This is a genomic window from Hymenobacter daecheongensis DSM 21074 (assembly GCF_900141805.1).
Taxonomy (GTDB): domain Bacteria; phylum Bacteroidota; class Bacteroidia; order Cytophagales; family Hymenobacteraceae; genus Hymenobacter; species Hymenobacter daecheongensis.
In genome coordinates, this window is sequence record NZ_FQYN01000005.1 from 115,990 (window position 1) to 142,352 (window position 26,363).

The following is a 26,363-nucleotide window of genomic DNA, read 5'->3' on the forward strand; positions in this document are numbered from 1 at the left end:
GTAATCTAAAAGCGCGTTCTACCTTTGCATCACAATAACGGAAAGCACCCGGCTTTTTAGTTACGGTACCTGGTTCGGTAGTTCAGTTGGTTAGAATGCCGCCCTGTCACGGCGGAGGTCGCGGGTTCGAGTCCCGTCCGGACCGCGAAGGCCCTTCAGAGCAATCTGAAAGGCCTTTTGCTTTTTCAGGCTGCCTGTATTTTCACCCATCAGTCCTGAGATGGGTGAGGCTGGTCATTACAAAAAATATCCTCTTCTATTGCCTTAGTTTTCACCCGACTACGCGTTTGTGGCCTGCGAAAACAGATTTTTCTTGTCGCTATCGTTTGGTTAGTCCAGATTAGTCCTCTACTTTTGCATCACAATAACGGAAAGCACCCGGCTTTTTAGTTACGGTACCTGGTTCGGTAGTTCAGTTGGTTAGAATGCCGCCCTGTCACGGCGGAGGTCGCGGGTTCGAGTCCCGTCCGGACCGCAAAAGGCCCCTAAATCGTACGATTTAGGGGCCTTTTCGGCTTTTACGCCCCTCACGTTTGGGTTCGGGCTAGCTGGCGGCCATCGCCGCAACTGTATCGGCTCAGCCTGGTCCACTACTTCAGCTGGTCGGCTGTGCCAGATGTCGGCTTCTGCCCAAGTCCTGCTCAGAACCAACCGCCTCGCCGGCCAAAAACCGCTGATACCAGCGCCCGGACTCCTTTATTGTGCGCTGCTGGGTGTCGAAATCGATGCCGACCAGGCCGAAGCGGGGCTCGTAGCCTTCGGCCCACTCAAAATTATCGGTAAAGGACCAAGCGAAGTAGCCTTCCACGGGTACGCCCTCGCGCCGGGCACGCAGTACCTGCCCGATGGCGGCCCGCAGATACGCCCGCCGCTCAGGATCGATGATGCGGCCGGCCGTGGGGGCTGCATCCGGGAAAGCCGCGCCGTTTTCCGTTATCAACAGCCGCGGGGCGTTAGGGTAGGCGCTGAACTGCTTCAGCATATAATACAGGCTCTCCGGGTAGACCTCCCATCCCATTTGGGTATAAGGCACCCCGCGCTGTTTGGCCCCTACCAGCGAGGCCCAGGCCAGCGGCACGTAGGGCGAGTAGCGCACCACCTCGCGGGTGTAGTTCTGGACGCCCAGAAAATCGAAGCTGAAGGGTAGCCGGTCCTCGTCGCCGGGGCGGTGGTAGCGGTAGAGCCAACTGAGCAGCGGCACATCGGCCACGGGGTAGCCCAGGCCGAGGGCAGGCTCCAAGAAGAGACGGTTGAGTAATGCATCGGCGCGGCGGGTGGCCCGCACGTCGCGGGGCAGTGCGGGTCGCCAAGGCGTGAGGTAGGAGCAGGAAAAGGTGGTGCCAATCTGGGCCGTGGCCGGCAGCGCGGCCCGCAAAGCCCGCCCCCCTTCGGCCTGGGCCAGCGCGGCGTGGTGAATGGCGGCTAGAAACCCGCCCAGGCTGCGCTTGCCGGGCGCGTGCAGGCCCAGCAATTGCCCGGCTCCCACAAATACCATCGGCTCGTTCAGCACCATCCAGTGCTGCACCCGGTCGCCGAGGCGGGCGGCCACGCGCTGGGCATAGTCGCTGAACCAGCCCACCACGTCGCGGTTGGTCCAGCCGCCGCGCTGCTGCAGGGCGGCCGGCAAATCCCAGTGGTAGAGCGTGAGCCAGGGCGTGATACCGCGCTCCAGGCAGCCATCAACCAGGCGGTCATAAAAGTCGAGGCCGGCCGCATTCACGGCCCCTACCCCATTTGGCACTACCCGCGACCAAGCCACCGAAAAGCGAAAATCCGGGATACCCATTTGGTGCAGCAAATTCAGGTCGCGGGGCCAGCGGTGGTAGAAGTCGCAGGCGATGCGGGCAGTTTCGCCGCGGCGGATGCGGCCGGGGCGCTGCACGAACTCGTCCCAGATGCTGGGGCCTTTGCCATGCTGGTTCCAGGCACCTTCGGTCTGGTAGGCCGCGGCCGAAACGCCCCAGCGGAAGTCGGGTCCGAAGTCGGCGCGGGAAAAGGCGGGAGGGCTGGTGGGCGGAAAGAAGGCGGCCGGCAGGTCCGGGGCTAGATCAGGCATTTGGGAAGAACGGATTATTAGGGGCAGATGGCGGTACGTAGCCCGGCTACCGGGCCAGCACGGGCAGCTGTTCGAGCAGCAACTTCCCGATAACGGCCGCCGTTTCATCCGGATAGCTCACCGGCACCGGCCGGCCGGACTGCAGCCAGTCGTCGAGGCCGGCCAGGTGGCGGTCTTTGAGGCCCTTCGCCACCGGCACGCCCATGCGAGCCAGCGCGGCGGCATTGCAGGCCTGCTCATACTGGTTCTTCATCGGAATCACCAACAGCTTCTTGCCCAGATACAAGGCCTCGGCGGGGGTTTCGAAGCCGGCCCCGCACAGCACGCCGGCACTGTGGGCGAGACTTTCGGTGAAGGCGGCCCCGCTCACGGGCCGCACCCGCACGTTGCCGTGTTCCGACTCCTGCCGGCTGTGCTTGGAAAACACCTCCCAGCGCGTGGCGGCACTCAGATAGCGGAGGCGGCGCACCAGCGTTTCCTCATCGAAGGAAGGCAGGTATACGGTATAGTGGCCGTCGTTGCGCGGGGTGAGTTGGCGCACCTGCTGCCGGATGACGGGGGTATGGATGCCGGGCTCGTAGCATTCGAAGTGAAAGCCGTAGCGGGCCGTGGCGGGCGCATAGTGGCGCAGCACGGCCCGCCCGATCAGGTCGTCGTGCCGGGGGCGCGGGGCGTAGTCGCTCAGCACGGCGCTCTGGTGGCTCAGGGCCACGCAGGGCACATTGCGCAGCTGGCAGGCCCAGGCCGAAACGGGCTCGAAGTCGCTGATGACCAAATCGTAGCTTTCGACCGGCATCTGGCGCACTTCGCGCAGGAAAGCCGCCGAATTGAGCTGCCAGAAGGTTTTGACGAAGTTCACCCCGCCCTTTTTACCGAAGATAAACCCCATGCCGTGGCAGCGGTGCTGCACCGCGAAGGGCAGCTCAATATCGGCCGGGGGGCCGCTTATCAGAACATCGAGGCGGCTGGCGTGCTGTTGCAACAGGGGAACTATATCGAGGGCGCGGCTGAGGTGGCCGTTGCCGGTGCCCTGAATGGCGTAGAGAATGCGGGGCATCAGATAAAGTTAGGCCGCGGTCAGGCGGGGGTATTCAGCTTGAACTCGACCAGCAACCCGCTGAGCAGGTCGGCCACGGGCATATCGGCGGCTTGGTCGCCGGCATCCGTTTCCGTCTCGGCGGGCTGCTGCATGCGCGGGTCGTCGGCGTAGCGGTAGAGCTGCCAGCCGGTGGCGGCCGAATACTCCAGCGCGGTCAGGTTTTCGACCCAGTCGCCGGAATTCAGGTACACCACCTCGCCCTCGGGCGTGGTCACGGTTTTGATTTCGGGGTGATGAATGTGCCCACAGGCCACGTAGCGGTAGCCGTTGTCGACGGCAATGCGGGCGGCGGTCTGCTCGAAGCCGCTGATCAGGTTCACCGCGCCCTTCACCCGGTTCTTCACCGCCTTGGATAGCGCCACGCGGGGCCGGCCGAGCTTTTGGAGCAGGAAATTGACGACGCGGTTGATCAGAATAAGCAGATCGTAGCCGTGGGCCCCGAGCCGGGCCAGCCAGCGCGAGTGCTGCATGGTCACGTCGAACACGTCGCCGTGAAACAGCCAGGCCTTGCCCTCGGGCAGCTCCAGCACCAGCTTGTTGTCGATGCGGAAGTTGCCCAGGCGGGTGCCGGCAAACTTGCGCAGCAGCTCGTCGTGGTTGCCGGTGAGGTAATGAATTTTGGTGCCTTTGGCGGCCAGCCCGGCCAGGTAGCGCACCACGCGCATGTGGGCAGCAGGCCAGTAGCTCTTGCTGAACTGCCAGATGTCCACGATGTCGCCGTTGAGCACCAGTACGGCGGGCCGCACGCTCTTCAGGTAGCGCAGCAGCTCGGCCGCGTGGCAGCCGTAGGTGCCCAGGTGCACGTCGGACACGACGACGACCTCTACTTTCCGGCGGCGGGGCCGTTTCTTTGCTTCACTCATCCAAGGGCGGGGTTTGCGGCAAGGCGCGGCCGGCGGCGCGGGCGGGTGGGCCGGGTCTGGCGCTCATCGCCGCCCAGCCGAAACGGCGACCACAGCCCCGCCGCCGAGTGGCCCACGAAAGCCAGCAGCAGCGCGAGCTGAAACAGCCTGTAGGCTAGCCACCGCACGCAGCGGCGCAAGAAGGGAACCGTAACGGGAGCGGGCATACCATCAGACCGTTTAAGCCATTTCAAAGGTCGCGCTCCGGTATGATGCCGGCGTTACGGCCGCGTTATGCCTGTGTCAAGTTTTACCGGCCACTTATTTTGCCGCGCCCGCCGGCCGCCGCCGCATTCCGGCACAGCATTTGAGCGCGGGCCGCCGCTGCTAAGCCCTGTCTGCGTACCTTTGGGGTGCCGCGGCCCAGCCGCCGCGTCTCCTCTACCCATTTCTGTTTGATGAAAAAGATTCTACTGCTCTTCACGCTGCTGTCTTCGCTGGCGGCTTCTGCCCAAATGATTACGCCCGAGCGCAAGCGCTACATGCGGCCCAAGAAAGACGAAGAGTGCGCCCTGGTTCAGAACGTGACGAAAAACACCGACGAGGACTCACAGAAGGACGCGACCATGACCCGCGTGGCCTACCGCCCCTACGCCGAGATGCTCACCGCCATCGACGCGCAGCGTGAGATGAACCGCTGGGCCGACAGCACCTACCAGCGTCGCCTGCGCACGCTGCCCCCCGGCGGCGAGCTGACCGTAACCATGTACCGGCGCGGGGCCCAGAACGCCGACCCTTCTTTCCTCTCGCTCTCGGCCAAGGATAAGGACGGCAAGGAGGTTTTTGCCCAGACCCTCACGCCCGGCACCGGCCGCTTCTGGAATCAGGACCAGTACAAGAGCGTGCGCAGCATTCCATTTGTTAAAACGGAAGCACCCCAGCCTCTCACGCTCATCATCACCGATTCAAAGCTGAAGCAGAGCTTTGAATACGTGATTAACGTGCAGTAACTACCGTTTTTCGCGGTTTTTCGCCTCCCACACGCTACCGCAAAGCCGAAACCGGGCTCAGGCTTGGTTCAGCTTTGCGGTAGTTGGGTTTTTACAAATGGTAAAACCCTTCAACTCTAGTGGCGCAGCCGCTCCCACTGCACCACGATGAGCGTTTTGGCATCCTGCCAGGCTTCCGTAGCCAGCTCGGCCCGCGTGAGGGGCACTATCGCCAGCTGCTCGTGCTCGTCGGCCACACCGCCCCCGACTCCGGTCTGGCGGCTAACTTCGGCGCGGTAGAGAAAGAACTTCTCGGCGCTGTTGCCGGGCGAAGGGAAGCAGTCGGTGATGTGCGTAAGCTGGTCTACTTCGTAGCCCAGCTCCTCCCGGATTTCGCGGCACAGGGCAGCTTCGGGGCTCTCATCGGTCGGGTCGAGCATGCCGGCCGGTATTTCCAGCATTTCCGATTCGGGGCCCACCCGAAACTGGCGCACGAAGAGGTAGCGCTGCTTTTGGGTGTCGAATACGAGGGCGGCCACGGCCTGGCCGGGCTCAAACCGCTCCCGCTTCAGCTGCTCTGGGCCATCCTGCACCAGAAGTTGGCTAAGTTTGTAGTGCCCGTCGTAGAGAATCTGGCGGTGGGTGACGTTCATGCGCGGTCCGGGTTGGAAATACTTTTTCAAAAATGGAGCGTAAAGCCTCCGGTATTCTGTTGAGCTTATACGCTTGCTGATCTTTTCGGCTTCGCGCCCCTACTCGTTTCGGGCCTTTTTTCCTTTTCATTTTCCGCACACCGCAGCCTGCTTTCTTTAAAAAAGGCTGCAATCGGCCGTTTCAACCTGTGCCGCGGCCTTTTTTTCTCCCATTTTCCTTCTGATGACGTTCGACGAACTCAATCTAATTCCGCCCATCCTGCGTGCCCTGCACGAGGAAGGCTACACCACCCCCACTCCCATTCAGGAACAAGCCATTCCGCACGTGCTCGACGGCCGCGACCTGCTGGGCGTGGCCCAGACGGGCACCGGCAAAACGGCCGCCTTCACCGTTCCCATTCTCCAGATTCTGAGCCAGACGGCCAAGCTGGAAAACCATTCGCACTCCCGCATCCGCTGCATGGTGCTCACGCCCACCCGCGAGTTGGCCATTCAGATCGGGGAAAGCATTGCCGCCTACGGCCGCCATTTGCCCATTCGCCACACCGTCATTTTCGGCGGCGTGGGCCAGACGCCGCAGGTAAGCGCGCTGAAGCGCGGCGTGGAAATCCTCATTGCCACCCCCGGCCGCCTGCTCGACCTGATGAACCAGGGCTTCGTGGATCTGCGCCACATCGAAGTATTCGTGCTCGATGAGGCCGACCGCATGCTGGACATGGGTTTCATCAACGACATCAAGCGCATCCTGCCCAAGCTGCCGGCCTCGCGCCAGACGCTGTTTTTCTCGGCTACCATGCCCGGCATCATTCAGGAGCTGGCCGGCTCTATTCTGAAGCCGAACCCGGTGAAGGTGGCCGTCACGCCCGTGTCGAGCACCGCCGATACCATTACCCAGTCGGTATACATGGTGCCCAAAAACGACAAGCCTGAGCTGCTGGAGCACATCCTGCAGGACAAGGCCATCAAGCGCGTGCTGGTCTTTACCCGCACCAAGCACGGGGCCGATAAAGTGGTAAAAACGCTGGCCAAAGGCAACATCCCGGCCGAGGCCATCCACGGCAACAAGTCGCAGAATCACCGCCAGCGGGCGCTGTCGAACTTCAAGGCCGGCAGCACCCGCGTGCTGGTGGCCACCGACATTGCCGCCCGCGGCATTGATGTGGACGAACTGACCCACGTAATCAACTACGAAGTACCGAACGAGCCCGAAACCTACGTGCACCGCATCGGCCGCACCGGCCGCGCCGGCGCCGATGGCAAGGCTCTCACCTTCTGCGACGAAGAGGAGCGCGCCTACGTGCAGGACATCCAGAAGCTGATCCGGAAGCAGATTCCGGTGGTTTCCGACCATCCGTATTTCAGCCCCTTCGTGCCGCCCGTGCCCCTCACCGGCGGCCCGCCCATTCAGCGCCCCAAGGGCCCTGCTGGCCGCCCGGCCCGCCCAGGTCGGGGTGGCGATGCCCGCCCGCCCCGCGCGGAAGGTGGTGCCCGCCAGGGCTCCGGCGGCCGTAGCGAGTCGCGCCCGACTGGTGGCGGCCGCCCTTCGGGTGGTGCGCGCCCGGCCGGCGAGCGTGCGGCCGGTGGCAGCGGGGGCGGTCAGCCCCGGCGGCCGTACCGTGGCAATAGCGGCCGCTAACGGCTGCTGCCTGCCCGTTCTTTTTCATGAAAAACGCCCGGTCCTGCGACCGGGCGTTTTTTGTTTGGGCGTTTTGGCAACGAAAGCCGGCTGGTTTTTCGCTCAACTGCTTCACTGCCTGAAACAAAACCGGGGCTCTGCCACTTATCAGCCCGGTATTTTTCCTCCACGCCCGATTTTCCCGAAGCTCGTTTTGTATGGCTAAGAGCACTCTTCCCGTCATTCAGGCCCTGCGCGATACGGCGCAGCGCCTCGCCTCGCAGGCTCCCTACCAGTGGGGCCACATGGGCAGCTGCAACTGCGGCCACCTAGCCCAGACCATCACGCACCTTACCAAAGCCGAAATCCACGCCCGCGCCATGCAGCGCTACGGCGACTGGGAGCGGCAGCTCACCGACTACTGCCCCACCAGCGGGTTGCCCATCGATGAAACTATTGACGAGATGCTGGCCCTGGGCTTCACCCGCGCCGATTTGGCCCACCTGGAGCGCCTCTCTGATGCCACCATCCGGGCAGTCATTCCCTTCGAGCGCCGCAACGCTCTGCGCCACAACCAGCGCAATGATGTGGTTCTCTATCTCCGCACTTGGGCCGATTTGCTCGAAACTCCACTCCTGGCCAGCATTCAACTGCCTGACCTGACCGCCGCGCCCCGGCTGCAGCCCGTCCGATAGCGCCTACCAGCGCTTGCTATTCAGCCATCCACGCACAACAAAGCCCCACCTGACTTATGTCGGGTGGGGCTTTGCTTTATGATGCGGCGGCAGTCCCGATCTGGGTGAGCTGCCAGCGGGGTCAGATGCTAATTATTGCTTCGCTGGGCAGCGCGGTACTCAGCGGCCCGATGGTTACGCTTATAAGCGGCATCGGCGTTGGGGTCTTTCTCAGCGTCGGGAGCTTGCTCGCAGGACGAGAGGAACAGGGAAGCACTGGCGGCAAGAAGAAGGAGCAGACGAGACTTTTTCATGGCCCAAAGGTAAGCACCGCCCCCAAAACTGCCAAGCTTTATCCGAGTTAACCTAACCGCCTTTTTGCGGCTGCTTTGGCCCTGCCATTGCCCCACCTTATCGTGCTGTTTTTGACAGATACATTTGTTACATCAAACTCTCCAAGTGGAGTATCTGCGATGTTACGCCCAAGCCGGCAGAAGTTAGCAATCGTATCCAAGGTACTTATAGGGTCCCGGTTTATTCGCCGATGGCCGCTGCCGGGAGCACCCGTTTCGCCTCATGGTACAGCCGCCAGAACGAACTGCCTAATGGCTAACCTTATTAGCGCCTGACCCGACCTAAATTATTGAATTTTTCAGAGAGCAAGCCATGTCAATCACCTTAGCAAGGAAAGCGTTTTGCAAATTTTACCGAAGCAGCAGTTACGAACACACATTTTTATAACATACAAAGTATTTCTAACCATGGACAAAAGGGCTGTTTCAGACAAACTTTTACTTCAATACTATTACTTCAAATCACTGGAAAATAGAAACTTGTAAATACACTTAATCAAATTTCACACCGATCATAACCGGATTTATTTATTATAACTATGTCAATGACAAACCAACCATAAAACCTCTATCATTATGCTTCACAAGTTGCTAACGCAGCTTATCAGAGGCCTCGACAAGGTCGAATCTGCCAAATTGTATCAATCAGCCGAATAGCATTTTAAGTACTGGCTGGCTGCCAGATAAGAAGGGGCACTACAGGCCTACGGCAATGCCACATATTAAGAGTGCCTAAAAGCGCTTATTCGGGACGATAATCCGCAAATGTGCCGTCCTGGTAGAAGATGACGATGCGGCGGATTGCTTTGTCGGGTTGGCTCAGCGAGGTAGCCAGGGACAGCGCCGAAGCGGCGGCCTCGGCAATGGCAGGCGTAGCCGCCGGGGTTGGCATCGAGGTTGGCGTGGCAGCTAAAACGGGCTCGTCGGCGGGTGTGGGAATGCTTTCCAGCGCGGGCGGCGTGGCAGTATTTCCCAGCGTGTCGGCGGGAGCGGCGGTGGCGGCGGGAGCGGGCCGGGGGGGCGTGACACGGGCGCGCTTGGGAGCAGCGGCATCAGTGGGCTTATTTTGGGGCGCTGCGGGGCTCAATAGCGCCTCCTGCAGCGTGGGTGGACCACTGACAGCCGTCATCTCGCCAAGACCACTGAGCAGCCACGGCAACGACAAATCAGGGAAAGCCGCGATGATCTTCTGCACTACCTCCAGGCTGGGCTTGTTGCGGCCGCTCAGAATATGGCTTACAATGGGCCGGGCCACGCCAATAGCATCCGCAAACTGGGTAGGAGTCAGCCCACGGGCCTGGAGAATGTTGCGAATGCGCTCAACCATACCTGAAAGTACATTTATTTACAAATGTACCTTGTTTTTAACTTCATCCGCTTCGGGTATGATACTGGTGTCTGTTTTTACACACTGGTTTCTCCTATTTACTTTTGTTTGCACACTTATACTACAACCTGCCCCGCCTGTTTACTTTTGTTTTACAATTGTAATTAATGATTCTTGGTGCTGGCAACTGTCTTCAGACCTTGAGCAGGTAGCGCCTACTGTTGATAGCCCGGTTGCTGGCAACTCTACGGCCTATATAGTTCCGGCTTCGTCACTCGCCCGGATGCCGGGTGGGTTTAGCTTCGCCCAACAAATAGCCCCGGCTGCGGATGCAGTCGGGGCTATTTGTTGAATAGAAACGGAGCGGACAGTACGGCCGTGTTTTATCCGGCTTAGCGGCGGCGGGGAGCTAGTTGAAGTATTCCTGGGCTAGCGCCTTATCGTGTCCGTAGATGTCGTCGCGGAAATTTACCCGGCCCGACTCATCGACCCAAGCCGTGAAGTAGACCAAGTAGACGGGCAGGGTTTCTTTGAGCGAAACATACTTCTCGCGGCGCTCAGCAATGGTATCCTGAATGGTTTGCATGTCCCAGCCGTGCTTGTTGCGCAGCAGGTATTCGGCCAGCTTGAGAGGCTCCTCTACCCGCACGCAGCCGTGGCTAAACCCGCGCTTACCCTGGTTGAAAAGCTCATCATGGGGCGTGTCGTGCAGGTAAATATCGTTGGAGTTGGGGAAGATAAACTTCACTTCACCCAAGTCATTTTTAGGACCCGGACGACGACGCACCGTATACTTGAATGACTTCTCCTCGATGCTCGACCAGTCGATGGATGATGGGCTTACAGCCACGGCTTTCTTGCCGCTGCCCTTCACCACTTCCATATCGAGGTGGTCGAGGTACGATGGGTTGTTGATCAGCTTGGGCTTAAGCTCCTTTTCGATGATGCTCCACGGCACATTCCAGTACGGCGAGAGCACCACGTATTCCAGCTTGTCGCTGAATACGGGAGTAGCGTTCAGCGTCTTGCCCACAATGACGCGCATGTCAAACACTTCCTTGTCGTTTTCAACGACGTGCAGCTTATAGTCGGGGATGTTGACGAGCAGATAATTCTTCTCGAAACGCTTGGGAGCCCAGCGCCAGCGCTCCATGTTCACCGTGATTTGCCGCACCCGATCTGACACCGGAATGTTGAGCTGCTTTACGGTTTCACCACTCACAATACCATCGACTTTCAGGCCCGTAGTGCGCTGAAACTCCTTGACGGCTTCCACCAACTCGCCCTCATACTTGGGGGCCGGGGCGGGCGCCGCGCTACCGTTGGCCACGGTCTGGGCAGGCGTAGCTGAGATATTGCTGGCGGCCGGAGCGGCGGCAGGCGTGCCCGTAGCCGCCCCCCCCAACAGGCGCTGACGCAGTATGGCTACGTTGGGCGAAGAGTCGCCGGGCTTAAGCTTGGTGCCGGCCGGCAGCGTGGGCCAGCCGCCGTTGCGCTGAATTATGCGGTAGTCGGCCAGCGCCTTTTTCAGGCCCTCATATTCCGGGTGCAGGGGCTCGAACTCGTAGTACGGATACGTGCTTTCCCGCTCCTTCAGAATCGTCTGCAGGGCTCTGTGCAGCTTGATCTTGTTGCGCTTTACGTCCCAGTCGATGCCTTTCACTTCGCGCGGATTAACCGTACCGCGGTAGAAATCAGAGGCATAGTTGAAATACGTACCGGACAAAGCCACATCGATTTCCTTTTCCAGCGCGTTGCGCCGGACCGAGTCTCCCTGGGCCTTTTCAAGCTCGGCAAACAGCTTGTTGAAGTCCTTGACCTGGTATTTCTTGGGGTCAAGGCCCTCATCAGCGGCTTTGGTAATAACGCTGAGCAAGGTTTTGGCCTGGGGCACTACTTCGTGGTTGCGAAACCAGCCGAGGCGGAACTCCCGCTCCCGGTAGAATTTCTTGGCCCAGATCAGCTGGTCTTTGAAGGCAGGCTCGGCGTTCATTGCCCGCACCACATACACGCTGTCGAGCTTGGGCTGAGCGCCACCGGCCTTGGTGGTGCCGGCCCCGGTCGTGCCGGCGGTGCCACCATCGGCCTGGGTGTTGTCTTTTTGATCCTGGCTGCACGAGGCAGTCGCCAGCGTCAGGCTGAAAAGCCAGAACAGCAGGGCCGTGAAGAAGGCAGGACGATTTGCTTGATTCATGAAATTTACTGGAGGTGGTGAGAAAGGGCGGTAAGGGCCACGGTAGCTGGCCTGGCAAAAAGCTGACCAAGCCACGCCGCGGCGCACTGCGCATTCTACTGGTTTCCGGGCGGCTGGGTTGTCACCCCCACCGGATTCCACCTGGGGGCGCAAGTTAGGGGTTTTGCTGGTAGGTGGCCAAGTGATTTTCAGCCAAATCGGCCGGCCGGTTTGGGCTATCTTTACCGCGGGCTGCCCGTGCCATACTGCCGGCGCCTTTCACTTTGCTTGCCGCCTGCTCCGTCTCACTTATGCTCACGCCCGACCCACACAGCTACGCCCGCCCCTCCAACGCGCAGGTTCGCCACCTGGCCCTGCACCTCACGGTAGACTTTGCCAGCCGCACCCTGGCCGGCCACGCCACCTGGACGCTCGACAACCACACCGACGCCACGGAGCTATGGCTCGATGCGCGGCACCTTGAAATAGAAGCAGCCCTGCTCGGCGGCCCCAACGGTGAAACCACCATGTTTGCGCTGGGTGCCGATGACCCGATTCTGGGGCAAGCACTGCGCGTGGGCATCCGGCCCGATACGACTACCGTGACGCTACGCTACCGCACCACGCCCGGGGCCGCTGCCCTGCAGTGGCTCATGCCCGAGCAAACGGCCGGCCGGCAGCACCCGTTTCTGTTCACGCAGTCGCAGGCCATTCTGGCCCGCACCTGGATTCCGTGCCAGGACTCGCCCGGCATCCGCTTCACTTATGAGGCTACCATCAAGTGCCCGGCCGAGCTGCTGGCGCTGATGAGCGCTGAGAATCCGCAGACCCGCAGCGCCGACGGCGAGTACCAGTTCCGTATGGCGCAGCCCATTCCGGCCTACCTGATGGCGCTGGCCGTGGGTGACGTGGAATTTACGCCGCTGAGCACGCGCACCGGCATCTACGCCGAGCCCGTCACGCTGCCCACCGCCACGCACGAGTTCGTGGACCTGGAGAAAATGGTAGGCGCGGCCGAAGAGCTGTACGGCCCCTACCGCTGGGACCGGTACGATTTGCTGGTGCTGCCGCCCTCCTTCCCCTTCGGCGGCATGGAGAATCCGCGTTTAACATTTGTAACTCCTACCATTCTGGCCGGCGACCGGAGCCTGACCAGCTTGGTGGCCCACGAGCTGGCCCATTCGTGGTCGGGCAACCTGGTGACCAACGCCACCTGGAACGACTTCTGGTTGAATGAAGGCTTCACGGTATACTTCGAGCGGCGCATTATGGAGAAGCTCTACGGCCGGCCCTACGCTGACATGCTCCAGGTGCTGGGCCACTCCGGCCTGCTGCACACGCTGGAAGAGCTGGGCCCGGAAAGCAAAGACACGCACCTGCACCTCGACCTGGCCGGCCGCGACCCCGACGAGGGCCTCAACGACATTGCCTACGAGAAAGGCGACTACCTCCTGCTCACGCTGGAGCACTTGGTGGGCCGCGAAAAGCTGGACACCTTTATTAAGGAGTACTTCGCCCGCCACAGCTTCCAGTCGATGGACACGGTTTCGTTCGTGGCTTATCTGCGCCGGGAGCTGCTGGACCGGGAGCCGGGCCTGGAAGCCAAGCTGCAGCTCGACGCTTGGATCAACGGACCCGGAATTCCGGCGGTGGCTCCACCGGTCAGCTCCGCCCGGTTCGCGGCCGTGGAGGCGGCGCGGCAGCACTGGCAGGCGGGCCGCCCGGCCGCCGCGCTCGACGTGGCCGGCTGGAGCAGCCATGAGTGGGTGCATTTTCTGCACGGTCTGCCCCAGCCGCTGAGCGTGGAGCAAGTGCTGGAGTTGGATGCGGCTTTCGGCTTCACTCAATCCGGCAATGCCGAAATTCTGGCCGCCTGGTTTCCGCTCACTATTGCCGCCGGCTACGCCCCCGCCGACGAGGCCCTGCACCAGTTCCTGACCCGCGTGGGCCGGCGCAAGTTTCTGACCCCGCTCTACAAAGCCCTGCTGCAGGTACCCGGCGGCCGCGAACGGGCCCAGGACCTGTATGCCGAAGCCCGCCCCAACTACCACTCTGTAGCCACCAGCACCTTCGACGCATTGCTGGGCCGGCCGGCCTAAAATTGTGGCTGGCCGCGCCCGATATGGCGTGAACCTTGCTTGCCCGCCAGCGGTTAGTATCTTTCGTTTTCTCTAAAGTTGATTTTTCGCGTTGAAAGCACAGAAACCACTCGGGAAGTTGATTGCCATCGGTGGCAATGAGGATAAAGGCACCTATCCTAACCCGCGCACCAAGAAAAAATACTACCTGAATTTCTTCGAGCTCGGCATTATCAAGCGCGTGGTGCTCGAATCGGGGAAGGCCGACCCGCGTATTGAGGTCATCACCACGGCTTCCATGATTCCGGAGGAAGTGGGCAAGATCTACGTCTCGTCGTTTGCGATGCTCAACTGCCTGAATATCGGCATCATGGACATTCGCACGCCGGAAGACGCGCAGCAGCCTGAGTACTTGGAGCGCCTGCTGGCGGCCGACATCATCATGATGAGCGGCGGCAACCAGTCGCGGCTGAAGGAGATGTTCGGCGACACCGAGTTTCTGGCCCGCATGACGGAGCGCTACTACAATGAGCCGCACTTCGTCATTGCCGGCACCAGCGCCGGAGCCATGGCCATGTCGCACATCATGATCCGGGGCGGCAGCGTTCCGGATGCCCTGATGAAAGGCGCCGTGAAAATGGGCACCGGCCTGGCCCTGACGCGCAACACCATCATCGACTCACACTTCGTGAAGCGCGGGCGCTTCGGCCGCCTCATCGAGGCCGTGGCCTTGCACCCCAAGCTCATCGGCATCGGGCTGGGCGAAGACACCGGCATCCTCATCACCGACGGCTGCCTAATCGAAACCATCGGCTCGAATCTGGTCATCATTATGGATGGTCATAACATTCAGCACAACAATGCCGCGGCCGCTAAAAAGGGCACCGCCATTTCGCTGGAAAACATGACCATGCACGTGCTGGCCAAAGGCAACGTCTACGATATCACGGAGCGAAAATTCTATGCCGACAAAAGCCTGTACGCGCCCGCGGCCACCCCTTCGCCGGCCAGCGTCAGCACTCCGGCGGTGTAGCCAGTTTTAGCCAAAATACCGGCCGCTTATCCGGCGGAATATTTTCCAACAAAAAGCCGTCTCTCCCACTCGAAGAGGCGGCTTTTTGTTGGTGCAGAAAGCTAGTTAAGCCGGCGCTTCCTACTCCTTATATATAGGGTGCTTTTTCTGATGCCGCACGGCCCCGATGATGTTCGCTCGCCGGGGCGGGTTTTTAGTCGCGGTAAATTCCCACGTAAAGCGGGTTGCTGGAGGAGATGCTGGCCCGGTACATGCCGTCGGAGTTGAAGGGCAGGGCAATGTTGCCGAAACTATCGACTGCCACCAGGCCGCCCTCGCCACCGATGGGCGCCAGCTTCTCGTGCACTACTATGTGGCAGGCGTCGGCCAGACTCAGGCCCCGGTATTCCATCAGGCACGAAATATCGTGGGCTACCACGGCGCGCAGGAAAAACTCGCCGTGCCCGGTGCAGCTGATGGCGCAGGTGCGGTTGTCGGCGAAGGTGCCCGCGCCGATGATGGGCGAGTCGCCGATGCGGGAGTAGCGCTTGTTGGTCATGCCGCCGGTGCTGGTGGCGGCGGCCAGATTGCCGTGCTGGTCGCGGGCCACGGCGCCCACGGTGCCCATCTTCTTTTTGGGGTCTTCGTTGGGCAGCGCCGTTTTGGCCTCGCTGTGGTCGAGGCGCATCCGGCCTTCGGCCAGGGCTTCCTGCAGCTGGTCGTAACGGTGCTGGGTGAAAAAGTACGCGGCCGGCTGCGTGGGCAGGCCATGCTCGCGGGCCAGCTCGTCGTTGCCGGGGTGGGCCAGCAGCACGTGGTCGGTTTGGTCCATCACCAGCCGGGCGGCCCGAATGGGGTTCTGCACGGTGCGCACGCCGGCCACGGCCCCGGCGGCCCGGTCGCGGCCGTCCATGATGGCGGCGTCCATTTCGTGATGCCCCTCGTGGGTAAATACCGCGCCCCGGCCGGCATTGAACAGCGGGCAGTCTTCGAGGCTGCGCACGGCCAGCTCCACCGCGTCCAGCGCCGCACCGCCCTGGCGCAGAACCGCGTAGCCCACCTCGGCGGCAGCCTGCAGGGCCTGGCGGTAGGCGTGCTCGGCCTCGGCCGTCATCAGGGTGCGGGAGATGGTGCCGGCCCCGCCGTGCAGAGCCAGGGAGATGGGATGATTCATGCGCAGAGAGCTATTGGGGGCGAATTGAAGGGGAATGACGGGTAAAGATACGCAGGGAAAGCCCCGGGATTTAGCCCGGTTGCGCTGGCCGAAACCCGTTTTTTTTCGTACGTTTGCTTACGTTTCACACCCCTCATAATATCCTTTCCTATGGCTTACGAAGCTACCGGCCGCCTGCACGAGATTTTCGACGAACAGCAGGTGAGTGAGAAATTCCGCAAGCGCGAATTCGTGCTCGAAGTTCAGGATGGCCAATACCCTGAGCATATCAAGTTCCAGATGGTGCAGGACAAAACTGCCCTCATCGACCCTTTCAAAGTTGGCGACGAAGTAAAAGTGACCTTCAACCTGCGCGGCCGCGGCTTCAACAAAAACGGCCAGATGCTGTATTTCACCAACCTGGAAGCTTGGCGCATTGAAGCCGGCACGGGCGGTGGTGCTCCCGCCGGTGGTGGCTACCAGCAGGCTGCCCCACGGGCGGCGGCTCCGGCCCAGAATCAGAATCCGAATCTGCGGGCCCAGCCCGCCGCCCCCATTGCCGGCGACGACGACAACGACCTGCCGTTCTAAGCAGCCCCGTTTTTCGTTTCAGGTATCAGATGCCGCTTCCTTCGGGGGCGGCATTTTGCTTGCCGGTCAATCTTGCGAGAAGTAAAACTTCCCGGTATCGTTTCAGCGTTTATACCCCGGGCCCGCCCTGCTGGCGGCCCCTGCTTCTGCTGATTTCCCTTTGCCTCATGGCCCCTATTTCTGACCCTAAACTTATGCACGGCAAAACCGTGCTGCTCACCGGCGCCTCCGGAGGCATCGGCTTCGTCACGGCGCGGGAGCTGGCCCGGCGGGGTGCCCGCATGGTGCTGGTGTGCCGCGATGCCGGCCGGGCCGAAGCCGCCCGCGGGGCTATTCTGGCAGAAGTCCCGGAGGCCAATGTTGATTTACTTCTCTGCGACTTGTCGCTTATTTCCAATGTGCGCGACCTGGCAGCAGAAGTCGGACGGCGCTACGAGAAGCTCGATGTGCTGATAAACAATGCCGGCGTGATGCCCGGTCCGCTGACCATCACCCGGGAAGGCCACGAGCTGAGCTGGGCGACCAACCATCTGGCGGTTTTTGCGCTGACTAATCTGCTGCTGCCCCAGCTGGAAGCCGCCGGGCAGGGTCGCGTGGTTACGGTGGCTTCGGATGGGCACTGGCTGGGCGAAATTGAGCCCTCGCAGGCGGCCCGCAACGACCCGGAAAAGTACAGCGCCTTTGCCGCCTACTGCGACTCGAAGCTGGCCAACATTCTGTTTACCAACGAGCTGGCCCACCGTCTCGACCTGACCAGCATCACCGCCAACTGCCTGCACCCCGGCATTGTGGATACGGGCCTGATGGCCCCAGGCCGCACGGGGCTCCTGAAGATGGCCTGGAGCCTGGGCAAACCCTTCATGATCAGCCCTGAGCGGGGGGCGCAGACCAGCATTTTTCTGGCCTCGGCCCCGGAGGTGGCGCATGTTAGCGGGCGGTATTTCAAGCACAGCAAGCCGGCCCGCCTGCTCTCCAGCCGCGCCCAGAACCGGGCCGAGGCCAGCCGCCTGTGGCGGATTTCGGCGGAAGAAACCGGAATCGGCTAAACTGGTTGTAGTCTGGACTGAGCTACAATAGCAGTCAGTATATGTCTGAGCTTCAAAACTTAATAAAGCAGGGCGAGGGCGAGCAGGTGGAATTCAAGAAGAAAACCACCCACCCGACCCGGATTTCGCGCACATTGGCCTCATTGGCCAACACGCGCGGCGGCCACGTGCTGGTGGGCATAGACGACGCGGGCCGCGTGGTGGGAGTGCGCGACGCGGAGGAGGAAATGTATCTGCTGCAGATGGCCGCCGCCCAGTACGTGGAGCCGCCGCTGAACCTGCATTTTGAGGAAGTGGAAGAGGACGGCCGCACGGTCATTATCGTGACGGTGGCCGAAAGCAGCCACAAGCCCCACCGCGCCCAGGTGGCTGAAGGCGACTGGCGCGGCTACGTGCGCGTGCGCGACGAGAGCGTGCAAACCAGCGGCCTCACCGAAAAAGCCCTGGAGCGGGCCGACGCACCCTCCCAGCTGGAGCATATTCCGCTCAACCGCCACGAGATGGCCGTGCTGGAGTATTTGCGCAAGCACCCGCGCATCACGCTGGCGCAGTACATGAAGCTGGGCAACCTGGGCCGGCGCCGAGCCTACCAAACCCTGATCAAGCTGACGTTGCACGGCTACCTGCGCCACCACGACAAGGAGAAAGAAGTTTATTACACGCTGTAGGGCTCTATAGCAGGCTGTATGAACAGGCAGAGGAACAAGGCGGCCATTCCGAGCGCAGCCGAGGAATCTTGCCCGCTTCGTTAGAATATTACTCAGACGTCAGCACGCCAGATTCCTCGGCTGCGCTCGGAATGACGGTCTGACTGATTACCAGCACAAAAAAGGCGGGGCGCCGGGAGGTTTCCCCCTGGTGCCCCGCCTTTTTTTGACTTTAACGCTTCAACTATTCGCTGCTGCTGTTTTTGGCTTTCTTCTTCTCTTCTTTGGCCGCCTTCTTTTCCTTGGTGGTCTTGGCGGGCTCCTTCTTTTTTTCTTTGCGGGCGTCTTGTGCTTTAGCCATGGTGCAAAATGGTTTGGGGGAGAAATAAACTACAAACCCTTAACGCAACAGCGTTGAGGGGTGTTGTGCAAGATAGCTAGTGCAGCAATGGCAAATACCGCTCGCGCAGAATATGTACGTGGTGCGCCTCGTGCCCCGGCACCACAAACAGCAGCGCCCGCACCGTAATCGGGTGGTTGCTGGCCGTGCCCGCCCGGTTCAGCTGGGCAGGGCTGAAGCTGCCAAACAGCGTGCGCGTGGCCTGGCGCACCGTGTCGTATTCGTGCAGTAAGTCGCTCAGGGGGCGCTCGTTCGCGCCGGATTCGGCGGCGTAGGCGTTTTCGTCGAAGCCGGGCAGGGGCTGCTGGTCGCCGCGGGCGATGCGCAGGGCGCGGTAGGCCATGATGCGCTCGGTATCTATCAGGTGCAGCAGCATTTCCTTGATGGTCCATTTGCCGGGCGCGTAGGCCAGCAAAGCCTGCTCCTCGCTGAGGCCGCCAATGAGCTGGCGCAATTGCTCGGGCTGCTCGGCCAGCATGGCCAGCGGCTCGGTGCCGACGGGCACGCGGCTGATGTAATTGTCGAAATACGGCACGTACTGGCCGGGCTGGGGGCGGGAAGTGAGCATATAGGGAAAACGGAATTTTGCGGAGCGCAAGGTAGCTGAATTGCGCATTCCCGCAGTCATGCCGGCCGGCTGGATCAGGGCGGGGCGGGGCCTGTTCAACCATTTAAATACGGTTTCGTAAAGCCTCCAACATTTCTCCTCTCACAATAACAGCGTATGTCTTCTCTTGCCGAAAAAGGCCTCAAACTCTCCAAAAACGCTATTTTCAGCATCTTCATGGCCCGCGCCAGCAAGATCCTGGGCAAGCCCTTCCAGGTGGCCATTGTGCTGAAGGAAGTAGCCGAAAAGCTGGCCGACAAGAAAAGCAGCAAAGGCGCCTTCGGGCAGCTGATTGAGCTGGCCCTCACGCTGGTGCGGCTGGTGCAGGCCTACATCACGGGGGCCTACCGCCAGATTGAAACCGGTACGGTGGTTTCGGGCGTGGCAGTGTTGCTCTACGTGCTGTCGCCGATTGATTTGGTGCCCGATTTCATTCCGGTGCTGGGCTTTCTGGATGATTTTTCGCTGATCAGCTGGTTCATTACCAAGTTTCAGGGCGAAATTTCCCGCTTTCAGGAGTGGGAAAAGACTTCGGCCGTCTCCGCTTCGGGGGTGGCTTCGGCGCCGGCCGTTTCCGACCGCACGCAGCCCGCGGTGGCGGAGCTGGGTCATTCGTAAGCGCTGCCCGCCTGTTTTTGCCAGAGCCCGCGCCCGTCAGCGCGGGCTCTTTTGGCCTTTGGCCGGTCCAAAACGTGTATTTTCGTCGCCTACATTTCCCCTTTCCCATGCGTATTCTTTCCCGACTGGCCTTGGCGGCCCTTCTGCTGTTGCCCGTTTCGCTGCGGGCTACCCCACCCGATGAAGGCATGTGGCTGCCGTTGCTGCTCAAGCAGCTCAATGAAGCCGACATGCAGCAAAAAGGCCTCAAGCTGACGGCCGAGCAGATTTACAGCGTCAATCAGGGCAGCCTGAAGGATGCGGTGGTGCAATTTGGCGGCGGCTGCACCGGCGAAATCATTTCTGATCAGGGCCTGCTGCTGACCAACCACCACTGCGGCTATGGCCAGATTCAGAGCCATTCCTCGGTAGAGAATGACTACTTGACCAAAGGCTACTGGGCCATGACGCGGGCGCAGGAGTTGCCCAATCCGGGCCTCACGGCCACGTTCATCGTGCGCATGGAAGACGTGACGGGCCAGATTCTGGCTGGCGTGCCTACCACCAATATCACCGAGGCCGACCGCGAAAAGCTGGTGCAGACCAACATCCAGCGCGTGGCGCAGGCGGCCGTGCAGGGCACGCACTACCAGTCGTTTATCCGGCCGTTTTTTAATGGCAACGAGTATTACATGTTCATCACGGAGGTGTTCACCGACATCCGGCTGGTGGGCGCGCCGCCGTCGGCCATTGGCAAGTTTGGCGGCGATACCGACAACTGGGCCTGGCCGCGCCACACCGGCGACTTCAGCCTGTTCCGCATCTACGCCGGCCCCGACAACAAGCCGGCCCCCTACTCCGCCGCCAACCAGCCCTTCAAGCCCCGCCACCACCTGCCCATCTCGCTCAGCGGCATCAAGCCCGGCGATTTTACGATGGTGTTCGGCTTCCCCGGCCGCACCAACGAGTACCTGACCTCCTGGGGCGTGGACGAAACCTACTCGGTATCGAACCCGGCCAAGGTGAAGATCCGGGAAGCCAAGCTGCGTTTGCTCGATGCTGACATGAAGGCCTCCGACAAGGTGCGCATTCAGTACGCGGCCAAGTACGCCGGCATTGCCAACTATTGGAAAAAGTGGATTGGCGAAACCCGGGGCCTGAAAAAGCTGGATGCCGTGACGCGCAAGCAGGAGCAGGAAGCCCGTTTCGCGCAGTGGGTGCAGGCCGGCGACGAGGCCCGCAAAGCTGCCTACGGGCCGCTGCTGGCCGGTTTTGAGAAGAATTACCGCACCGGTCGCGACTACACCCTGGCCCGCGACTACGTGACCGAGGCAGTGCTGGGCGTGGAGCTGCTGGCCTACGCCAACAGTATTGCGCACCTGCCCGATATGCTGGCCAAGAAAGCCCCGGCTGCCGAGGTGACTGCCGCTGTGGAGAAGGCCAAAGCCGGCCGCGCGGGCTTCTTCAAAAATTACAATGCCGCCACCGACCAGAAGGTGGCCGCTGCCCTACTGGCGCTCTACGCCGAAGGCACGCCGCCGGCTATGGTACCCGACTACGTGAAGGCGCTGCAAAAGCAGTATCCCGGTAAGGATGGCTGGGCGAAATATGCCGACCAGCTTTTCAGCCGCTCGCGCCTGACCACTGAGGCCGGGGCCGGCGCGGTGCTGGATGAGGTGGCCAAAGGCAATGCCCGCGCCCTCACCGACGACCCGGCGTATCAGTTCGCCAGCGCCGTTATTGGCCACTACCGGGCCAATATCCTGCCCGCCTACACGGCCGCCACCGACAACATTGCGCTGCTGGCCCGCACCTACCTGGCCGGGCTGCGCCAGATGCAGACCGACAAAAAGTTTTACCCCGATGCCAACCTGACCCTGCGCGTGGCCTACGGGCAGGTGGCCGGCTACCAGCCCGCCGACGGCGTGCGCTACGAGTATTACACCACCCTCGATGGCCTGATGGAGAAGGCCGACCCGACCAATCCGGACTTTGAAGTACCGGCCCGCCTCGTCGAATTGTACCAAAAGAAAGACTACGGCCCGTATGCCGTGAACGGCACGGTGCCGGTAGCCTTCATTGCCACCAACCACACCACCGGCGGCAACTCCGGCTCGCCCGTCATCAACGGCCGCGGCGAGCTGATTGGCACCAACTTCGACCGCAACTGGGAAGGTACCATGTCCGACATTATGTATGACCCCGACCGGGTGCGCAACATCACGCTGGATGTGCGCTACATGCTGTTTGTGGTGGATAAATACGCCGGTGCCGGCCACCTGGTGCAGGAAATGACGTTGGTGGGCGGGCCCAATGCGCCGGCCGTGCCGGAAGTGAAGAAGCTGAAGGTGAAGCGCAAAGTGAAAGCCTGACCAAGGGCCGCCCGAACGCTGTAGAGACGCGACACTTCGCGTCTCGTCGTTGCTGACGTTGTTTTGATGCCGCGGCTCTGGTCGTTCAACGACGAGACGCGAAGTATCGCGTCTCTACAGCGTTCGGGCGGCCTGAAACAGCCCTTGCCCAGTCGTTCGGCACAGCCGAGTGACTGGGCAAGGGCTTCTACAGCTGTTTACGCCGGCGTAAACGGCTGTAGAAGCGGCGTAAAGACCCTTAGAAGAGGCGTAAATACCGCTAGAACAGACGTAAGAACCGCTAGAACAGGCGTAAACACTGCTAGAACAGGCGTAAAGACCGCTAGAAGCGGCGGGGCGGCGTAGCGGATGGATTCTTTCCCGCTATCTTTTGGCGATGCTGACTTCTCCCCTACCTCTTCGGCCCTTTGGCGCGCTGCTGGCGCTGCTCAGTCTGACGGCGGCCCCTTACCGGGCGGCGGCCCAAACGAACCTGCCGGCGGCGCCGGTCATTCTGCTTCGCCCGGCGGCCGTGTTCGATGGCGAAACCATGCATTCCGGCTGGGCCGTGCTGGTGGAGGGCAGCCGCATAAAAGCCGTGGGGCCGGCCGCGCAGCTGGCCGCGCCGGCCACTGCCCAAACGCTGGAATTGCCCGGTCTCACGCTGCTGCCGGGCCTGATTGAGGGCCATTCGCACCTGCTTTTGCACCCCTACAACGAAGCCACCTGGAACGACCAGGTGCTGCTGGAGTCGCTGGCGCTGCGGGTGGCGCGGGGCACGGCCCACGCCCGGCGCACGCTGGAAGCCGGCTTCACCACGGCCCGCGACCTGGGCTCGGAGGGCGCGGGCTACGCCGATGTGGGGCTGAAGCAGGCCATTGAGCAGAACCTGATTCCGGGGCCGCGCCTGCTGGTGGCTACCCGGGCGCTGGTGGCCACGGGCAGCTACGGCCCCAAGCTGTCGGCGGAGGTAGACGTGCCCCAGGGAGCGCAGGAGGCCGATGGCGTGGACGGCATTATCCGGGCCGTGCGCGAGCAGATCGGGAAGGGCGCGGATATTATAAAAGTGTACGCCGACTACCGCTGGGGGCCCAATGAGCCCTCCCGCCCCACCTTCACCCAGGAAGAATTGAACCTGCTGGTGCGCACGGCCAACTCGGCGGGGCGGCCCGTGGTGGCGCACGCTTCCACGCCGGAAGGCATGCGCCGGGCCACGCTGGCCGGGGTTGAAACCATCGAGCACGGCGACGCGGGCACGCCGGAAATCTTCCGGCTGATGAAGCAGCACGGCGTGGCGCTGTGCCCCACCGTGGCAGCCGGCGATGCCATTTCGCGCTACCGCGGCTGGCAGCCGGGGCAGCCGCTGCCCGAGCGCCTGCAGCAAAAGCGCCTCAGCATGGCGGCGGCGCTGAAAAGCGGCGTGGCGCTGGCCGTGGGCGGCGATGCGGGCGTATTTGCCCACGGCGACAATGCCCGCGAGCTGGAGCTGCTGGTGCAGGATTACGGCCTGCCCCCGCTCATCGTGCTGCGGGCCGCCACCAGCGGCAACGCCCGCCTGTTCCACCTCCCCGACCGGGGCACGCTGGCCCCCGGCCTGCTGGCCGACCTAATAGCCGTGCCCAACGACCCCACGCAGGATATAACCACGCTGCGCCAGGTGAAGCTGGTGATGAAGGGCGGCGTTATTTACAAGCAGCCGTAGCCAACCAAACAGCCGCCGCTATGCAACTTTGAATTGCTTCAGAAGCTGCTTGAGTTAGCGAAAAGCTGTTCAGCACGGTGTAGAGACGCATACTTGCGTCTCGTCGGCCGCGCAGTTCGGACGATTGCCGTTCAACGACGAGACGCAAGTATGCGTCTCTACACCGCTTTAGGCGCAACTCTCTGCGACTTGGGCAACGCTAGTCAGCCCGGCGCCTACCCCGGCCGCGCTACGCCCAACTGCTGCAGCTGCTCCGCATACTTATCATAGATAATCTGCAGATCCTCATTGTGCTTGCCGGCATCTACCCCAATGCTCACGTTGCTGCGGTGGAAGCGGTGCAGATGGCTTACGTGGGGCGAAATCACCGGCAGATGCCCGGCCAGCAGGAAGCGCACGTACAGGTCCAGATCTTCGGCCATGGCCAGCTTTTCGTCGTAGCCGCCTACCTGGTCAAACAGCGCTTTGCTGTAGCAAACGTTGCCCTGAATGAAGTGCTCGGCCCGGAAAATGGCGTGCAGCATGGCGCGCGGTGAGTCGAAGCGCCAGGCGTAGTAGTCTTCGCCGGGCAGGTAGCGGCGCTCCTCATCCACGCGCAGGAAGTCGGCCACGAACCAGGGGCGGCCGGGGTGGCGCTGCACCAGATCGGCGTAGTGGTAGAGGCAGCGCTGCAGCAGCAGGTCATCGTCGTCGAGGGGCACGAGCCAGGAATCGGACTGGGCTTCCTCAATCAGGCGGTTGCGGGCCAGGCCGGCGCGCACTTTTTCGGGGTGGCTCCAGTGGCGCAGCGGCGGGCCGGGCTCCTGCGCCGCCGTGGGCAGCCACTCGGGCGTGCCGTCGGTCGAACCGTTGTCGTAGATAAGGTGCTCAAAGGCAAAATCGAGCGGGGCGCTGACGCTGGCCCGCACGCTGGCAATGGCTTCGGGCAGGTACTGGCGGCGGTTGTGGCTGGGCGTGATAATGGTAAAATTCATACTCCCGTCTTTCGGCTTTGCCGCCAAAAAGTTGCCGCTATGCCCGCACGGGGCCAACTTTATGCCTTACCGTGGCGTTTAGCAGCCTGTTAGCTGCCCCACTTCCATGGCCCGATTCGTAGTCACCGTCCGTTTTCCCGCCAGCTTCGACGCGGAGTTTCTTGCCCTGATTCCGGAGCACCGCGCCCTGATCAGCCGGCTCATTGAGGAAAACGTGGTGGAAGCCTACGCCATCAGCGCCAGCCGCACCCGGGGCTGGATTACGATGAACGGCCTGAACGCCGACATCATCCGGGCGGTGGTGGCGCAGTTTCCCCTGTATCGTTTCTTCGAGCAGGTAGAGGTCGACGAGCTGTTCGTATTCGACAGCACGGCCTCCCGGTTTCCGCGTATCAGTCCCAACTAAGCCCTCTTCAAGCGCCGCGGGCGGCTCCGGCCCGGTTTGTGCTACGGCGTGTTCTTTAGGATTTTATCGTCTTGTCTTTGCGCTGCATGATTCGAATTTTCCGGCTTCCGGTTCTCGCTCTCGCCTTGCTCCCCGCCCTGGCCGCCACCACCCCACCCCCGGCCGATAAGCTTACCACCGAGCAGCTGCTCACCCGCCTGACCAGCGCCATCGAAAACCTGAAAACGCTGCGCTGCAACGTACGGGCGCAGGAGCGGTCGGGCAATAAATACCAACATGCCCGCACGGCTATGAAGATGGGCTTTAACCCGTTGCGTGTGTACCTGCGCAACGATAAGGGCATTGAGGTGCTCTGGGTGACGGGCCAGAACGATGGCGACGCCTGGGTGTACCCTAACAGCTTTCCTTACGTGACTCTGAGCCTCGACCCGAATGGCAGCATCATGCGCCGCAACCAGCACCACAGTGTGCTCGATGCCGGCTTTGGCACCATCGCCGACATTATAAAAGGCTCCAAGCAGCGCCAGGACCACGTTTTTGAGCGCACCTTCCGCTACGCCAGCGACACCACCATCACGGGCCGCCCCTGCCACATCCTGCGCTCCGACTTCCCGCAGTTTCGCTACGTGCCCTACAAAACCACCAAGCCCGAAACCCTGGCTAGCATCGCCGACCGGTTTGGCTGCGGCGAATACCGCATTATGGAGCGCAATGACTTGAGCCCCGATGCCACCGTGCCGGCCGGCAAAACCCTACAAGTGCCCAACGGCTACGGCAAGCGCACCATCATCTGCGTCGATCAGAAGCTGTTTTTGCCCCTCGTAGTGCAGGTACAGGACGATAAAGGCCTGTTCGAGAAGTTCGAGTTTTCGGATGTGGTGGCCAACCAGCCCATCCCGGCCGCTGAGTTCGCCAAAGGCTACAAAGGCTATAAGCTCTGACCACGGATTTTTCGGATTCGTCGGATTTCACGGATTTTGTGGACGATTTTTCAGAGTCCAAACAGAAAAGGCCACCC

24 protein-coding genes and 2 tRNA genes are annotated in these 26,363 nt (G+C 61.6%); 15 read left to right on the forward strand and 11 right to left on the reverse strand.

The annotated features are described in order from the left end of the window. Window positions 1-71 precede the first annotated feature (71 nt). Both BUB62_RS11045 and BUB62_RS11050 read left to right on the forward strand, forming a co-directional pair. A tRNA-Asp gene (locus BUB62_RS11045) sits at window positions 72-145 on the forward strand. A 256-nt stretch (window positions 146-401) separates the two neighbouring features. Then, window positions 402-475: transfer RNA gene (locus tag BUB62_RS11050), tRNA-Asp, on the forward strand. Window positions 476-595: 120 nt separating this feature from the next. Here the strand turns inward: BUB62_RS11050 and BUB62_RS11055 are convergent. The 4 genes from BUB62_RS11055 to BUB62_RS11070 are packed head-to-tail and all read right to left on the reverse strand — an operon-like array spanning window position 596 to window position 4,224. Then, on the reverse strand, window positions 596-2,056 hold the full coding sequence (locus BUB62_RS11055) for a GH1 family beta-glucosidase (protein WP_073109969.1): 1,461 nt from the start codon (window positions 2,054-2,056) through the stop codon (window positions 596-598). A 46-nt stretch (window positions 2,057-2,102) separates the two neighbouring features. Next, a complete protein-coding gene (locus tag BUB62_RS11060) occupies window positions 2,103-3,113 on the reverse strand; it encodes a glycosyltransferase family protein (RefSeq protein WP_073109972.1) in 1,011 nt (336 codons plus the stop codon). Between the two features lie 20 nt (window positions 3,114-3,133). Continuing rightward, entirely contained in the window at window positions 3,134-4,018 is an 885-nt protein-coding gene (locus BUB62_RS11065) for a UDP-2,3-diacylglucosamine diphosphatase (protein WP_073109974.1), read from the reverse strand. Then, window positions 4,015-4,224, reverse strand: a complete 210-nt coding sequence (locus tag BUB62_RS11070; protein ID WP_073109977.1) for a hypothetical protein — start codon at window positions 4,222-4,224, stop codon at window positions 4,015-4,017. Before BUB62_RS11070 ends, BUB62_RS11065 begins: the two co-directional genes overlap by 4 nt. A 231-nt stretch (window positions 4,225-4,455) precedes the next feature. On the opposite strand from BUB62_RS11070, the gene BUB62_RS11075 reads away from it, so the two are divergent. Further along, on the forward strand, window positions 4,456-5,007 hold the full coding sequence (locus BUB62_RS11075) for a hypothetical protein (protein ID WP_073109980.1): 552 nt from the start codon (window positions 4,456-4,458) through the stop codon (window positions 5,005-5,007). A gap of 116 nt (window positions 5,008-5,123) precedes the next feature. Here BUB62_RS11075 and BUB62_RS11080 read toward each other — a convergent pair whose 3' ends face one another. Continuing rightward, a complete protein-coding gene (locus BUB62_RS11080) occupies window positions 5,124-5,639 on the reverse strand; it encodes an NUDIX domain-containing protein (RefSeq protein WP_073109983.1) in 516 nt (171 codons plus the stop codon). A 223-nt stretch (window positions 5,640-5,862) separates the two neighbouring features. Here BUB62_RS11080 and BUB62_RS11085 point away from each other — a divergent pair, with 223 nt between their 5' ends. Both BUB62_RS11085 and BUB62_RS11090 read left to right on the forward strand, forming a co-directional pair. Then, window positions 5,863-7,275: a DEAD/DEAH box helicase gene (locus BUB62_RS11085; protein ID WP_073109987.1), complete on the forward strand. Its 1,413-nt coding sequence runs from the start codon at window positions 5,863-5,865 to the stop codon at window positions 7,273-7,275. Window positions 7,276-7,472: 197 nt separating this feature from the next. After that, on the forward strand, window positions 7,473-7,949 hold the full coding sequence (locus BUB62_RS11090) for a hypothetical protein (RefSeq protein ID WP_073109990.1): 477 nt from the start codon (window positions 7,473-7,475) through the stop codon (window positions 7,947-7,949). Window positions 7,950-8,077: 128 nt separating this feature from the next. On the opposite strand, the gene BUB62_RS19315 is transcribed toward BUB62_RS11090, so the two are convergent. The 3 genes from BUB62_RS19315 to BUB62_RS11105 all read right to left on the reverse strand — a co-directional run bounded on the left by BUB62_RS19315 (window position 8,078) and on the right by BUB62_RS11105 (window position 11,802). Further along, on the reverse strand, window positions 8,078-8,242 hold the full coding sequence (locus tag BUB62_RS19315) for a hypothetical protein (protein ID WP_159437446.1): 165 nt from the start codon (window positions 8,240-8,242) through the stop codon (window positions 8,078-8,080). A gap of 781 nt (window positions 8,243-9,023) precedes the next feature. After that, on the reverse strand, window positions 9,024-9,608 hold the full coding sequence (locus tag BUB62_RS11100) for a helix-turn-helix domain-containing protein (RefSeq protein WP_073109996.1): 585 nt from the start codon (window positions 9,606-9,608) through the stop codon (window positions 9,024-9,026). A 409-nt stretch (window positions 9,609-10,017) separates the two neighbouring features. Next, window positions 10,018-11,802, reverse strand: a complete 1,785-nt coding sequence (locus BUB62_RS11105; RefSeq protein WP_073109999.1) for a L,D-transpeptidase family protein — start codon at window positions 11,800-11,802, stop codon at window positions 10,018-10,020. 290 nt (window positions 11,803-12,092) lie between these two features. Between BUB62_RS11105 and BUB62_RS11110 the strand changes: the two genes are divergently transcribed. Next, a complete protein-coding gene (locus BUB62_RS11110) occupies window positions 12,093-13,880 on the forward strand; it encodes a M1 family metallopeptidase (RefSeq protein ID WP_073110002.1) in 1,788 nt (595 codons plus the stop codon). A gap of 118 nt (window positions 13,881-13,998) precedes the next feature. After that, window positions 13,999-14,892 carry a cyanophycinase gene (locus BUB62_RS11115; protein ID WP_234988679.1) on the forward strand — a complete coding sequence of 298 codons (894 nt, stop codon included), beginning with the start codon at window positions 13,999-14,001 and terminating at the stop codon, window positions 14,890-14,892. Window positions 14,893-15,085: 193 nt separating this feature from the next. On the opposite strand, the gene BUB62_RS11120 is transcribed toward BUB62_RS11115, so the two are convergent. Further along, a complete protein-coding gene (locus BUB62_RS11120; RefSeq protein WP_073110007.1) occupies window positions 15,086-16,045 on the reverse strand; it encodes an isoaspartyl peptidase/L-asparaginase family protein in 960 nt (319 codons plus the stop codon). A 150-nt stretch (window positions 16,046-16,195) separates the two neighbouring features. Here BUB62_RS11120 and BUB62_RS11125 point away from each other — a divergent pair, with 150 nt between their 5' ends. The 3 genes from BUB62_RS11125 to BUB62_RS11135 all read left to right on the forward strand — a co-directional run bounded on the left by BUB62_RS11125 (window position 16,196) and on the right by BUB62_RS11135 (window position 18,329). Further along, entirely contained in the window at window positions 16,196-16,615 is a 420-nt protein-coding gene (locus BUB62_RS11125; RefSeq protein WP_073110009.1) for a DUF3127 domain-containing protein, read from the forward strand. Window positions 16,616-16,782: 167 nt separating this feature from the next. Further along, on the forward strand, window positions 16,783-17,661 hold the full coding sequence (locus BUB62_RS11130) for an SDR family oxidoreductase (protein WP_159437447.1): 879 nt from the start codon (window positions 16,783-16,785) through the stop codon (window positions 17,659-17,661). 41 nt (window positions 17,662-17,702) lie between these two features. After that, entirely contained in the window at window positions 17,703-18,329 is a 627-nt protein-coding gene (locus BUB62_RS11135) for an AlbA family DNA-binding domain-containing protein (protein WP_073110014.1), read from the forward strand. A 416-nt stretch (window positions 18,330-18,745) separates the two neighbouring features. Here the strand turns inward: BUB62_RS11135 and BUB62_RS11140 are convergent, their stop codons facing one another. Then, window positions 18,746-19,276, reverse strand: a complete 531-nt coding sequence (locus tag BUB62_RS11140; protein ID WP_073110017.1) for a DinB family protein — start codon at window positions 19,274-19,276, stop codon at window positions 18,746-18,748. Between the two features lie 156 nt (window positions 19,277-19,432). On the opposite strand from BUB62_RS11140, the gene BUB62_RS11145 reads away from it, so the two are divergent. The 3 genes from BUB62_RS11145 (at window position 19,433) to BUB62_RS11155 (ending at window position 23,965) form a co-directional block, all read left to right on the forward strand. After that, on the forward strand, window positions 19,433-19,933 hold the full coding sequence (locus BUB62_RS11145) for a YkvA family protein (protein WP_073110019.1): 501 nt from the start codon (window positions 19,433-19,435) through the stop codon (window positions 19,931-19,933). 107 nt (window positions 19,934-20,040) lie between these two features. Beyond that, complete coding sequence (locus BUB62_RS11150) at window positions 20,041-22,284, forward strand: S46 family peptidase (protein WP_073110021.1); 2,244 nt, start codon at window positions 20,041-20,043, stop codon at window positions 22,282-22,284. Between the two features lie 376 nt (window positions 22,285-22,660). After that, window positions 22,661-23,965: a metal-dependent hydrolase family protein gene (locus BUB62_RS11155; protein ID WP_084539007.1), complete on the forward strand. Its 1,305-nt coding sequence runs from the start codon at window positions 22,661-22,663 to the stop codon at window positions 23,963-23,965. A gap of 215 nt (window positions 23,966-24,180) precedes the next feature. Here the strand turns inward: BUB62_RS11155 and BUB62_RS11160 are convergent, their stop codons facing one another. Further along, window positions 24,181-24,939, reverse strand: a complete 759-nt coding sequence (locus BUB62_RS11160) for a glycosyltransferase (RefSeq protein ID WP_073110024.1) — start codon at window positions 24,937-24,939, stop codon at window positions 24,181-24,183. 106 nt (window positions 24,940-25,045) lie between these two features. On the opposite strand from BUB62_RS11160, the gene BUB62_RS11165 reads away from it, so the two are divergent. Further along, window positions 25,046-25,345, forward strand: a complete 300-nt coding sequence (locus tag BUB62_RS11165) for a hypothetical protein (RefSeq protein WP_073110027.1) — start codon at window positions 25,046-25,048, stop codon at window positions 25,343-25,345. Window positions 25,346-25,431: 86 nt separating this feature from the next. Further along, a complete protein-coding gene (locus BUB62_RS11170) occupies window positions 25,432-26,286 on the forward strand; it encodes a LysM peptidoglycan-binding domain-containing protein (protein ID WP_084539008.1) in 855 nt (284 codons plus the stop codon). Window positions 26,287-26,363: the final 77 nt, after the last annotated feature.